At 55.5% G+C, this 12476-nt stretch carries 12 protein-coding genes and 1 pseudogene; 12 read left to right on the top strand and 1 reads right to left on the bottom strand.

Annotation, left to right across the window (positions count from 1 at the left end; all coding sequences use genetic code 11):
* Window positions 1–78: pseudogene (locus FJY67_08725) on the top strand (DUF2497 domain-containing protein).
* A 1074-nt stretch (window positions 79–1152) separates the two neighbouring features.
* Here the strand turns inward: FJY67_08725 and FJY67_08720 are convergent.
* Window positions 1153–2064 carry a hypothetical protein gene (locus FJY67_08720; GenBank protein MBM3329537.1) on the bottom strand — a complete coding sequence of 304 codons (912 nt, stop codon included), beginning with the start codon at window positions 2062–2064 and terminating at the stop codon, window positions 1153–1155.
* Between the two features lie 296 nt (window positions 2065–2360).
* On the opposite strand from FJY67_08720, the gene FJY67_08715 reads away from it, so the two are divergent.
* The 11 genes from FJY67_08715 to ssb all read left to right on the top strand — a co-directional run.
* Window positions 2361–4001 (top strand): hypothetical protein, encoded by a 1641-nt coding sequence (locus FJY67_08715; protein ID MBM3329536.1) that lies wholly within the window; start codon window positions 2361–2363, stop codon window positions 3999–4001.
* A gap of 11 nt (window positions 4002–4012) precedes the next feature.
* The gene (locus FJY67_08710) at window positions 4013–4567 is read left to right on the top strand and encodes an ECF transporter S component (GenBank protein ID MBM3329535.1); all 555 of its coding nucleotides are present in this window, start codon (window positions 4013–4015) and stop codon (window positions 4565–4567) included.
* A 108-nt stretch (window positions 4568–4675) separates the two neighbouring features.
* On the top strand, window positions 4676–5755 hold the full coding sequence (locus FJY67_08705) for a mannose-1-phosphate guanylyltransferase (protein MBM3329534.1): 1080 nt from the start codon (window positions 4676–4678) through the stop codon (window positions 5753–5755).
* Entirely contained in the window at window positions 5752–6057 is a 306-nt protein-coding gene (locus FJY67_08700; protein ID MBM3329533.1) for a hypothetical protein, read from the top strand. Before FJY67_08705 ends, FJY67_08700 begins: the two co-directional genes overlap by 4 nt.
* Window positions 6047–6724 carry a Crp/Fnr family transcriptional regulator gene (locus FJY67_08695; GenBank protein MBM3329532.1) on the top strand — a complete coding sequence of 226 codons (678 nt, stop codon included), beginning with the start codon at window positions 6047–6049 and terminating at the stop codon, window positions 6722–6724. The genes FJY67_08700 and FJY67_08695 overlap by 11 nt, the downstream gene beginning before the upstream one ends.
* Window positions 6725–6841: 117 nt before the next feature.
* The gene (locus tag FJY67_08690) at window positions 6842–8026 is read left to right on the top strand and encodes a hypothetical protein (protein MBM3329531.1); all 1185 of its coding nucleotides are present in this window, start codon (window positions 6842–6844) and stop codon (window positions 8024–8026) included.
* Window positions 7995–9167 carry a hypothetical protein gene (locus tag FJY67_08685; protein ID MBM3329530.1) on the top strand — a complete coding sequence of 391 codons (1173 nt, stop codon included), beginning with the start codon at window positions 7995–7997 and terminating at the stop codon, window positions 9165–9167. Before FJY67_08690 ends, FJY67_08685 begins: the two co-directional genes overlap by 32 nt.
* A 39-nt stretch (window positions 9168–9206) precedes the next feature.
* Window positions 9207–10202: a KpsF/GutQ family sugar-phosphate isomerase gene (locus FJY67_08680; protein ID MBM3329529.1), complete on the top strand. Its 996-nt coding sequence runs from the start codon at window positions 9207–9209 to the stop codon at window positions 10200–10202.
* Entirely contained in the window at window positions 10199–11737 is a 1539-nt protein-coding gene (locus tag FJY67_08675) for an NAD(P)H-hydrate dehydratase (GenBank protein ID MBM3329528.1), read from the top strand. The genes FJY67_08680 and FJY67_08675 overlap by 4 nt, the downstream gene beginning before the upstream one ends.
* On the top strand, window positions 11734–12162 hold the full coding sequence (locus FJY67_08670; GenBank protein MBM3329527.1) for a hypothetical protein: 429 nt from the start codon (window positions 11734–11736) through the stop codon (window positions 12160–12162). Before FJY67_08675 ends, FJY67_08670 begins: the two co-directional genes overlap by 4 nt.
* Window positions 12163–12170: 8 nt before the next feature.
* On the top strand, window positions 12171–12476 hold a 306-nt coding region (gene ssb / locus FJY67_08665), incomplete at its 3' end, for a single-stranded DNA-binding protein (GenBank protein ID MBM3329526.1).

The following is a 12476-nucleotide window of genomic DNA, read 5'->3' as shown; positions in this document are numbered from 1 at the left end:
CCGCCGCCGCCACCGCCACCGCCACCGCCACCACCAAACCCACCACCACCGCCGCCGAAGCCGCCTCCTCCTCCACCCGCTGGTTGATAAGAGAAGAGATAGACCGGGCTTTGGATGACCTCGAATTCATCTTCGAACATCGTTGCCACAATAGCCGTTATTCGCCAAAAGTAAGTCAGTCCGGCGGTCAACGGCCGCTCGCCGCCGGCGCCGGTATAGACAAAGGCACTAAACTCCCCGCCTTCACCTGCCGGAATCTCCCGGCTCAGATAGCGATTCTGATCGTTCGCCGATTCAATGACTGCGTTCGGGTCATCTTCAGGATCACCTGAAACGACCTCAAGCGTAAATGTTATACCGTTGGTCCGGGGGAAAGACCATAGGAAGATGGGGTTGGCTGATACCGCATCATTGTTGGAGGGCTGCATCAACGTCACCTGGCTCGGATTACGCGCAAAGACCCCCAGACTTCCAACGCCAACGTTGTTGGCTAAGGCCGCTTCCCAAGTATCTTCAATCGAGAGGAGGATGGTGAGGCTATAGAATCCCGTCCTTAGAAAGGCGCCATCGACGTATCCCAGCAGGGCATTGGCGATGTCGCGCTTTCGGCCGGATTCGGTGTCGAGGCTGATGCTCTTGGCGTCGAGCTCGACCGTTGTCAACCACTCGTCTCTGATTTCGGCCACGTCAAGCGGCCTGCTCCGCACTGAGAATATCGACTGTCCGGCTTGATCCTGGAAGCGCACGAAGAGTCGGGCGCGCTCCGGACCGTTTCCTGAGATTCGGAACCGGAAGAACGGTTCGAAGTCGCCGAAGTCCATTTCCTCGACCTCCGACAGATCGCCCGGTATCAAACGACCTATCGGAAACATTACTGGATTAGACGTCAGGAACTCTATTTGAACCTGATAGACCTGGCCCCAGGCTGCCGGCACCATTCCCCAACCCGTGAGGAAGATCAGTCCGGTAAGTAAGGTCTTTCGCATTGCAACCTCAAATTTAACGACTGCAACCCATCCCGGAGGTGCCTGCGATGTAACACGGGAAGTCTCGCGGTTTCGGAATGCAGTTTTATAATAATGGCTTCGATTCGCACCCGGTGTGCCAATCATCACCTACCGTTGTGAGTTGGAATACAGAGCGGTGCGCGTTCTATAAGCGGTAGCGCCCTTTGTGATCTTCGGAGAAGAGTGTGAATGTGCCCTGAAAACCAAACGTCCGGCCTTCAAGACGAACCCGCGATGCCGGTTCGCCGTGGAGCCAGACCTCCCCTGAGCCCGATCCATCCCGATTGATGTTGAACTCCGCCGACAGGTGCGGTTCCTGATATCCCCCCTGACGATCGAGCATTGGCAGGGTTCCATCGATCACGATGCGCGAACGCTGGTCGTTGAGTGCAGTGCTGAAGCGTTCAATGCGGGCGCTCCAGGTGGCATTGTAGTAGAATCGCTGACCAAAGGTCCCGCTTCCCTGCCCGGGAACCTCAATCTGAATGTAGTAAGTATAGGGGAGAGCCTTGCGCAGCGAATACCAGCCCTCCACATAGTCGGGGTTGCGCAGGTTATCGGCATAAGTAACCTTAATCCGCCGGACTTCCGCAATATTGCCATAGAACGAACTGGTAATCGGATTCTGCCCGGCACCAATCTCAAGGTAGTTATACTCGATGTTCGATGGTGTCCTGACCGCCCCCGGCGTCGGGTCGCGATCCAGCAGCATCTGATAGTATTTTTGATCGAGGTAGTTATGCAAGAAGAGGAACTGTGCTCCGCGCGGACGGCCGGTAGTATCGTAAGCCGTCAGATCACGCCAACCCTGGGGCAAAATGGCGCGGTAGTCGTGTGTCTGTGCGGCCTGGGACATAAAGGAAACTGCCGCATCGGTGTGCCCGTAGAGCGTGCCCAGGAACTCCGCTACCTGATAGGTGGCATTGACATAGTCCCGTTGTTGAGGCTCAAAAATGTAGCCTTGAGGCTGCTCCGAACAGCCGGAAAAGAAGATCAGAACCGGCAGCAGTATGATACTCTGAAACCACCGCAACTGGACTGGACGGCGAATCGACATTGGATTTCCCTGAGGTGAATAGACCTTAAGCCAATCACCATTATAGCCAATTTCAGCCCCTCAAGTCAAGTGTTCTCCTCACTTCTTAATGATAGAGCCTTCACCCGGTGAGTGAATTCCATTGCTGCTTGCGAACGCCTTCGACTGTCCTTTAGCCGGCAGTCGAAGGCATTGACGATAAACTTCCACCGCTATGCGCTCGCATCCATCTGTGCTTAATTCTGGCTGCTTACCAAAGTGGGATTCTACGACGTCCCAATTGACTTTGACCATCTCCAATCGTAAATTACAGGACTATGACTCTCGGCTGCGCTTTGGCTGCACTTACGCTTGCCGTTCTGACTCTCTCTTGCGCAGCCGTTGGTCCTCCCGGCGGTGGACCGCTTGATGAAACTCCGCCTGCTTTCCTGGGCAGCGATCCGGCATCCGGCTCGATAGGCGTTGACCCGGCTACCCGGGTGATGCTCTACTTTAGCGAACCCATCAACGCGGCGACGCTTTCAGAGGCGCTTATCGTATCGCCACCGCAGTCGCAAGCGCCACGTATAAGCGTTAGCGGCAGCCGGGCGAGCATTACGCTTGCCGACTCGATTCCGACATATCGGACAGTGATCCTGACTATAGGTGGCAGCGTCAGTGATTGGCACGGCATTAGAATAGGAGAGAGCAAGTCTATCGCATTGACCGCCGGAACTGATATACCGAGTCGATATATAGAAGGCCAGATCTTTAACGCAACGGCTCTAATGGAGTTCATTATTGGAGCGTGGGACGTTACGGATCCGAATGACACGTCGCGGTTCCATCATCCGCCTTCCTATGCAACCTATGCCGGTTCCGATGGAAGGTTTCGTCTGGACTACCTGCCGCCGGGGGGGTACTATTTGTGCGCCTGGCACGATCGAGACCGCAACCACCGCTACGACACGGGAGTAGAAGCGTATGGTATTCCTTGGATGGTGGTCGATTTGATGCAGGATTCAACCGGCTGGATGGGGTTCATTCCGCAGGTGCGGGATTCGCTTCCTAACGAGCCTTTATCGATACGTGTAAGTGATGCGCACCATGTGGTCGTGAGATTCAGGCGCACCCTCACCAGACCAAGTGATGTCGCACCAAATCGCATCGTGATCGACTCCGACACCAGCCAACTCAGTATCGATGCGACCTGGATCGACCCCATAGATTCAAGCCGCTTTATGATCCGGACCGGGGAGCAGACATCAGGCGCTCCCTACCGACTCCGTTGGATCGACCGCTTCGAACCGCTCACATTCGAAGGATCTAATCAGCCTGACACTCTTGCGCCGATGATTGCTCGATCCTGGCCTCAGAGCGGTTCACGCGATGTTCCGACAGACTTGACGGGTTGGATCGTATTCGACGACGCCCTTGATTTGACATCAACCTATGATGCGCTGCTATTCGTCGGCGAAGACACCATTGGCTCACGGGTCGGTCTGCACCTGGTGCAATCCAATCGGTTCGAATGGAAGCCAGATACACTCCTTCCTGCCGGAGCGCGCTGCGAATTACGCATAGACCTCACTCGAATCATAGATCAGTCTGGCAATAGGGGCGACAGCCTTTGGAGCCTGGTTTTCGTAACAGCCGACCAAGCTGAGCACGGTTCTATAAGCGGACTGGCATCGCATCCTTATGATGAAGGCTCTCCGCTGCGTATTGCAGCCCGGCGGATTGAAGGCGTCGGCCGAATCACCGACCTGATTGAACCTGCGCAGTCAGACGGCAGTTTTCGGGTTGGAATGCTCGCGGCGGGGAGTTATCTTCTCTGGGGATGGTTAGACCGAGATGAAGACGGCCGATACAGTTATGGCAGCGACTCTACATTTGCCGAGCCATTCTCTATTCATCCCGATACGATACAGGTTCGCTCGCGGTGGGAAACCGGCGGGATACAGTTCCGACTTCGCTGAGTTTAGATCGGATGGGCTATATGCTGCAGAGTTCCGGCACTTCAACTACGACCACCTACCCACTGCGAATCTCCGGACTTGCAGGCTGGGGTGTTATATTAGGTTTAACCGCAGCCGCAGTGCTACTACCGGCAGGTGCGCACTTGTCAGGACTACCAGTGCGCTGGATTCTGCCGATGCACTGGCCAATCATCATAGCCGGCTTGCTATACGGTTGGCGGGGAGGACTTCTGACCGGAGGGCTTGCACCGATTTCTAATCACCTGCTTACCGGCTATCCACTACTGCAGAAGATCCTTCCGATGAGTGTCGAACTCGCTATCTATGGTGTCTTGACCGGTGTATTGATTGCCCGGGGTTGGAATCGGTTTGCAGCGTTGGCATTGGCGCTTGTAGCCGGACGGATGATCTTCCTCTTGTCTATCGCACTCACGGGAGCGATCGATAACCTGGCATATTGGAGTTATGTCTCTGCCGCCATGCTGCCGGGCCTGGTCGCCGGGTCACTTCAGATTCTGTTGCTTGGCGCCTGGTATGGCAGATTGTCTATTGGAAGTAGAGCGTGAGCGAACTTAACCGGACAAATGTCAGTATCTCTGGCCGGTGAGATGCTAATTACAACTACGTCTTGCAAAGGGTCTCCAAGTCACAACTACTAAGTCAAAAGTCCACAGTTGACAACCTCATTCGCCGTCATTATGGCCGGCGGATCCGGTACCCGCTTCTGGCCGCTTTCCCGAGAGAAGTTCCCCAAGCAGGTACTCAAGGTCGTCGGCGCACAGTCTCTGATTCAGGAGACTGTTGCCCGTCTGGATGGCTTGGTTGCCCCGGAGCGGATTGTTGTGGTTACGAATCGCACTCAACGGCGTCTGATATCTTCTCAACTGCCCGGCCTCAACGCTCACAACTTCGTTCTTGAGCCATCCGCCCGCAATACTGCTGCGTGTATCGGGCTGGCCGCCATACACATCCGTCGAATCGACCCGGATGCCGTGATGGTTGTCCTGCCATCCGATCACCTGGTCCGCGACAATCGTATGTTTCATCAAGCAGTAGAGACGGCCATCGATGTGGCTCGAAACTTTGACGGACTGGTAACCTTTGGCATACCTCCTTCACGGCCGGAAACCGGATACGGTTACATCCAGATAGAGAGAAGTGGCGACGGATTGCCCGAAATGGTGCACCGCGTTCGCGCTTTTGCCGAGAAACCCAACGTCGAGACCGCCCGTAGGTTCGTATCCTCAGGGGACTTCTATTGGAATAGTGGCATCTTCGTCTGGCATGTGGCACGAATTTTGAGCGAAATGGAGGAACACCTTCCCGAGCAGTATCACCAACTCGAAGCCATCGACCGGGCGTGGGGCAGTCCTTCATATCCCCGGACATTACTTAGTCGATGGGCGCGGATCAAGCCTATCTCGATCGACTACGGGGTAATGGAGGTGGCTAGTGCGCCCATTTTCATGGTCGAAGGCGATTTTGGCTGGTCTGACGTGGGAAGTTGGGATGAACTCTATCGCATCAACGATGCCAATCACCAGGGTAATGTGGAAATGGGGGAGAGCGTCCTTCTGGATGCGGAATCGAACCTGATCTATTCACCGGATCGCTTGACAGCAGTCATCGGGCTTAAGGACATTCTCGTCGTCAACACTCCACAAGCCACGTTAATCTGCCCGCTGAGTCGGGCTCAGGATGTCAAACAGTTAGTTGAGCGCTTGAAACGCGAAGGACGGGAGAAGTACCTTTGAAGCGGCGATTGAAGCCGGAGACACTACTGAGCGAACTTGAAGACGTCGCGCGGCGCCTATACGGGGAACTTCGTCGCGATGAGGGCTTCTTCGTCACCGGTCTCTGTACGGTGCATGGCCAAACCTTGCTGGTAGTCAACACGCGCCAGCCTGTAGCCGAGCGCATCGCTGCACTTGCCGGGCTGATAGCGCGCTCCGAACCGGACCGGCTTTATCTCAAGCCGGCGGTGCGGGAGGAGGTCGAGCGACATCTCCTGCCCGAATATGTTCGAGTCGATCTAAAGGAGTCCAATGGAACCTGAACTGCTGCGCACGTTCCCGCTCTTCTCGGACCTGACTGCCGCTGAACTGGAACTTGTCGCCAAATCAATGGTTCTTCGCAAGTTTCGTAAGAACAATCTTATCATCTTCGAAGACGACGTTGGAAACAGCCTTTTCGTGATCAAGTCCGGTCGCGTGAAAATCTCCCGGACAGCCCCGGACGGCTCTGAAGCTATCCTCGCAATACTTGGCCAGGGCGACTTTTTTGGAGAATTGGCAGTCATCGACGGCTTGGGACGATCGGCATCGGTTACTTCGATCGACGATGTCGATCTCTTAATGCTGCGTAGATCTGACTTTATGGAACTTCTCGAGCGCATCCCCAAGGTTGCTATCTCGCTCCTTAAAGAACTGGCGGGCCGCATCCGTAAGTCGGACAGTCATATCCGCAGCCTCTCACTGCTTGATGCAAAGGGGCGTGTTGCATCGACTTTAATCCGTTTGGCTGAAGATATCGGTAGTATGCGTGATGGCCATGTAACCATAGAGGAACTGCCCTTGCAACGGGATCTTGCTTCGATAGCAGGGACGTCGCGCGAGACCATTTCCAGGGTTATCAGTCGCTTCGAAGATGAAGGACATCTGAGGATGACCTCTGATTCGCTCGTCTTTCGCGATTTTGAGAGTTTCAAGAAATTGTATTCATAGAACATCGGCCGGTAATTTTGACTCGTCTGACTGACCCTCAAACGGCTCTTTAGAGCGCCGGTTCGATGGTGTTGGTCGGGCAGTTTGGTGGCCACTCATTCTATAAATGTCTTAGGATTGTCAATCTCGGTTCCGATGACTTTGCTTGCTTCAAAGCGACTTCCGCGCGGTCTGATCTCTACGGAGGAGTTTCTCATCCTCTCAGCCGAGATCAATTACCAACTGACCGCCCACGAATTGAAAGTTGGTGCGCTCCTTGCCCTGGTGCTTGGGCCGGCTGAAGCAGCTGATCCTCAGGCTCTCTTCGACACAGTAGTCTGTCTGCATATCGGATACGGCAATCAGACTCGCCGAATCGGTCCTCCCGCAATACTCCATCCCCTGCGGACTGCAGCCATACTAGCCCGGGTCATGAAGCGCCCTACTACCCTCGACCTGCTCTGCGCACTACTTCACGATAAGGAAGAGGATCTTGTCCGACAGAGGTTGGGAGACGAGGATTTCGACCGCCTTGAGCACGAATTCGCTTCGATGCTTCGCCGCATCGACGCTGACCAGCGATGGTATCTCGGAGAACGGCTCAACCTCCTTCGCCGCCGGGACGACCAGCGCTATAGCGAATACCTCGGCACCATCCTCGACAATGCGCGACGAATGCCCGACCTGCTTCACGTCAAGTTGACCGACCGCCTCGACAACACCCTTGACATCCACCTCCAGACCCCGGGTATCACCCGCCTCAACTTCTATCGCACCATCTTCGACATCCTCTTCCTTCCGGACTATCCGGGAGTGCAGTTAAGCGAATATCACTACCTCCCCCCGGATGACGAACTGGCAATCCTGGTCAGCCAGATGTTCAAGAATGCCAACTTCATGTCGCTGCTTCGTAAGGAGGGACTGGACCGGCTTGACGAGCCGACATCGGCTCTCTTTGATGCACTCGCTATCGCCAACATCCGTGAAGCTCAGTGGATACTACTTGAACTCTTCGCTACTGCGCTGACCGATGTCCAATTGCAGCGGGAGATTCTACGGGAAGTCATGGACTACAGCGCTTCCGGAGGCACTATCTCGGTAACCCCGCGCGAACGTGGGCACCGGCTTGACGGCATTTTCATTGAGAACTACGGCGGCGTCTCCGACCAGGAACGTCGCGTCCGAATCCTCGAACTTTTGCAGGACAAAGAACAGATCGCCCGTATCACGGTGGCGTTCATCGCCCTTTTCTCTTCCTTCCTCAACGATCCCGGATTTTACTTGCACGGGATTGACCGCGCTGGCATACGCGCCGTCGGGTAAGATGTCCCTGTCACGCAGCCGCAGTCGAAGCAGTCGGCTGCTGCGCCTGAACCGTGCATTAGGTTCGCGCCGACAACTGCTTATCCTCAGCCATAATAACCCCGATCCCGACGCCATCGCCTCTGCATGGGCTTTGAAGAAGGTGCTTGAGGCTTCCGATGACAAAAGTATTACCCTCGGATATAGCGGTCTGCTTGGCCGGTCCGAAAACAGGGCTATCGCCCGCTCCCTCGAAGTCCCTTTTCGACGCATCGACGATCCCAGTAGTGCAAAACAAGCGGGCAGGAGTGACGACAGAAGCGATTGTGTTGTATCATCCGAAGTTCCTCCCGAGGCGCTCATCCTGGTTGATTGTCAACCCGGGTCCGGTAATGTAAGCCTGCCGCCAGACCTTCCCATTCTCGCGGTCGTCGATCATCATCCCCGCCAACGATTCGACCGGGTCGTTCCCTACACCGACATACGGCCTTCATTCGGCAGTTGCATCGCCCTCGTCTTCGAGTATTTCAAAGAGGCGCATCTTGAGCCGGACGCTCTCACGGCGACCATCTCCTACTATGCCATCCGAACCGAAACCCAGGAATTGGGCCGTGAAGCCGATCGCCACGATCGTGCACTCTTCCGGCGATTGGCTCATCTGGTCGATTGGGAGTTACACCACCGCATCGCCCACGCCCCGGTCCCGCGAAGTTATTATTCCACCTTTAAGGTCGCTCTTGAACGGGCACGCCTCTATGACGATGCACTCTTTGCCGATGCGGGTGAACTGCCCATCCCGGATGCTGCAGCCGAGATCGCCGACTGGCTGCTGCGCCTCGACGAAGTGAACTGGGCACTTTGCTGTGGAACCTATAAGGGGCGATTGCTCTTTTCTTTACGCTCGAGGTTGATAGGAGCTCGCTGTGGTGAAAGAGCCGCCCGCATCGTCGAGGGTTGGGGCACTGCCGGAGGACATGGCTCAATGGCGGGTGGGCAGGTTGTTCTCTCAACCGGAGCCTATGATCGTGCGGCCTCCCTCATCGAACTCGAAGCGCGCTATCTGCGCGTTATGAATTGCGAGGATGTCCTCCCCGTCCGGGATCCGTTTGCTGTTATACCGGGCGGTCTATCCCAGCGCTCCAGAATTGCGATTGTGCCTTGACAGCATCGGGGTTGAGCACTAAATTGTTAATCTCAATCTATGCGAGTGCCCACGAATACATCAAAGCCTGGTGGTTCCATCGAGCTGGCCCGACGGCTGTTTGCTGCCGAAATCGAAGCCCTTGAGACAGTCGTAACTCGTCTCGATTTAGAGTTCGATCGCGCCGTTAAGTTCCTTCTTGACTGTCGTGGCAAGATCATCGTTACCGGTCTTGGAAAGTCCGGCATTGCTGCGCAGAAGATTGCTGCCACGCTTGCCTCAACCGGTGCGCCGGCACTCTTCTTACACTCCGCTGAAGCCGTTCATGGCGATATGGGGGTCGTTGCCGGCGGGGATTGCGTCATTGCCATTTCTTATTCCGGCGAGACCCGTGAGGTGATCGGGGTGCTTCCTCATTTGAAGTTGCTCGATGTTCCGGTCATTGCCCTGACTGGTCAACCCGCTTCGACTCTTGCCGTCCATGCCGACATTCACATCGACATCTCGGTTCCGCACAAGGAATGGCCGTTTGGCTTGATTCCAACAGCCTCTCACGTCGTTACGGTCGCGGTAGGGGATGCCCTCGCAGTAGCGCTCTTAGTTAAACGTGGTATCAGAGAAGAAGACTTTGCCAATCTACATCCCGGCGGTTTGTTAGGGCGCAAGTTGCTCGTCTCAGTCGGTGAACTGATGCATACCGGCGACCGGTTGCCCCTTGTTTCCGAGACTGACGAGGTCCGTGTAGCCCTGACCGAAATGACTTCCAAGATGCTTGGGGTTACCTGTGTTGTCGATGCCGCTGGGCGTCTATCCGGCATTATCACCGACGGCGATCTGAGACGGCTTCTTGAGCGCAGCGACAATCCACTCTCGCTGCCGGCATCGGAAGCCATGACCCGTAGTCCCAAGTATGTTACCCCCGATTCTATCGCAGCAAGTGCACTCAGAGTTATGGAGCAGCATGCAATTACGTCGCTCCCGGTGCTGAATGGCAATCAGGAATTGGTTGGTCTGATTCATATGCACGACATTGTCCGTCTTGAGACACTCCATTGAAGCCAGTCGTTTTTCCCGACCAGATGCGTGAATGCGATAGAATCGCCATCGAAGACTTCGAAATTCCTTCGCTCTCACTAATGGAGTGTGCCGCTCGTGCAGTGATTGAGAGAGCGGCTGGAATGCTCGGTGGCAGAGTTGAAGGACATCGCATTGCCATTGTATGTGGTCGTGGAAACAACGGTGGAGATGGTTTCGCAGTAGGAAGAATACTGCGCGGTAAGGGCGCCGATGTCATTGCCTTCTTGATCGGAGACCTTGAATCGCTCTCACCGGATTCTGCCTGCCAGGCGGGGATCTTTCAAAGGGGTGGGGGGGACTTGCGAGAGGTAAAAGGCCGACTCGACCTAACAGATCAATTTGACCTGGTCATCGATGCCTTGCTTGGGACCGGAGCATCTGCTGAACTGAGAGATGACTACCGGCTCGCAGTCGATGCTATCAACTTGAGTCGCGCACCGATTTTGGCCGTTGACATTCCAACCGGTGTCGATGGTGCCAGTGGAGCAGTAGGGCAGGCCGCAGTACGTTCGACGGAGACGGTCACCTTCGGCTTCTTGAAACCCGGTCTTCTCCTTTCGCCCGGCCGTGAACATGCCGGTTCGGTGACCATATCGGACATCGGCATACCGGCATCTGCCGCGGTTTCTGCAGGTTCGAAAACCGGATTGGCTGACGCGACCGATGCTCTTGCTGTTCTTCCGCAGCGTTCTCGCAACGCTCACAAGGGAAGTGTCGGGGTGCTGCTCATACTTGCCGGTTCGCGAGACTACCCTGGTGCTTCGGCACTTGCCGTCGGAGGTGCCTTGCGCAGCGGTGCCGGCTTGGTCCGGGTGGGAATTCCTCATTCTGTGGGGCACTTCGTTACGCAGCGGTGGAACGAAGCCATCACTGTGAACCTCCCGGAGACATCCTCGGGTGCACTCGCACCAGAAGGTATCGATCGGATTCTCGAACTTATCGACGAGTCCGATGCCGTTGCCATAGGTCCTGGATTAAGCCGTGATCCCGGAACCGGTAGATTACTCTACGATCTTATTAAGCGCTGTTCAAAGCCACTGGTGCTCGACGCCGATGCCTTGAACCTACTGGCGATTGAATGGTCTCACTTGAAAGACTTGCCGGCATCCACGGTGATTACACCGCATCCCGGTGAAATGGCGCGACTGACTGGCGAATCCTTAGAGAAGACACTGCGCAAAACACTTGAGACAGCGTCCGAGTTTGCCCGTAAGTGGAATGTCGTGGTTCACCTCAAAGGGGCACCGAGCATAACTGCCTCACCGGACGGTCACCTCGTGATCAATGGAACCGGTAATCCCGGAATGGCGACCGGGGGCAGCGGCGACGTCTTGACCGGGGTCATAGGCGCCCTACTGGCAGAGGGGCTTGATCCCTTTGTCTCGGCGTGGGCGGGCGCAGCAATACATGGCCGGGCAGGTGATTTGGCAGTCCGTAGACGCAGTGAGCGCGCCTTAATAGCATCCGATCTGATCGATAGCCTTGGCGAAGTCTTCCTCGAGGGAGCCGGTTGAGACAACTACGCGCGCGGCTCCTCTGGACCTTCATGACTATCACCTATACCGGAATGACCTTTCTCCTTTCCCGCGCCCCGGGCACTTTTCGCCTGATGCGGTGGAAGTTGTGGCACATCTTCGGCAATCGAACTGATCTCCTGCTTCATTACGTGGAATATGGCATCCTTGCCATCCTAATGCTATTGACATTCAAAGCGTGGTCGCTGCTTTCACGTCGTCCCTGGCTCGGGACAACAGTCGTCATACTGGCGGCAACTCTGGTGGGTGGACTGAACGAGTGGACTCAAGCCTACACCCCCGGTCGATCGGCAAGTTGGTCTGACATCGTAGCCAATCTTCTCGGCGCGCTTTCTGCTGTAGGCGTGGTCTGGCTCTTTTGGTCGCGTCGAAAGCGGTTCACCAAGTTTTCCCCAAATCGATAGGAAATCCAATGTCCCGTGGCGTCAACAAAGTCATATTGATCGGCAACCTGGGTCGCGACCCGGAGATCAGTTATCTTCCCAGCGGCATGGCAGTTGCAAAGTTTTCGCTCGCGACCTCCGATAGTCGTCGCAAAGGTGACAACGAATGGGAGGAGATAACCGAGTGGCACCGAATTACCCTCTTTGGCAAGCAAGCCGAAACTGCCGGACAGTACCTTTCCAAGGGCAGTCAGGCTTATATCGAGGGCCGAATCCGCTACGGATCGTATGAACGGGACGGCATCAAGCACAATACCGTTGATATCATCGGAAAC

The sequence above is a fragment of the Calditrichota bacterium genome, assembly GCA_016867835.1.
GTDB lineage: Bacteria > Electryoneota > AABM5-125-24 > Hatepunaeales > Hatepunaeaceae > VGIQ01.
Note: the sequence above shows the minus strand (reverse complement) of the source record. Positions and strands in the feature narration are given on the sequence as shown.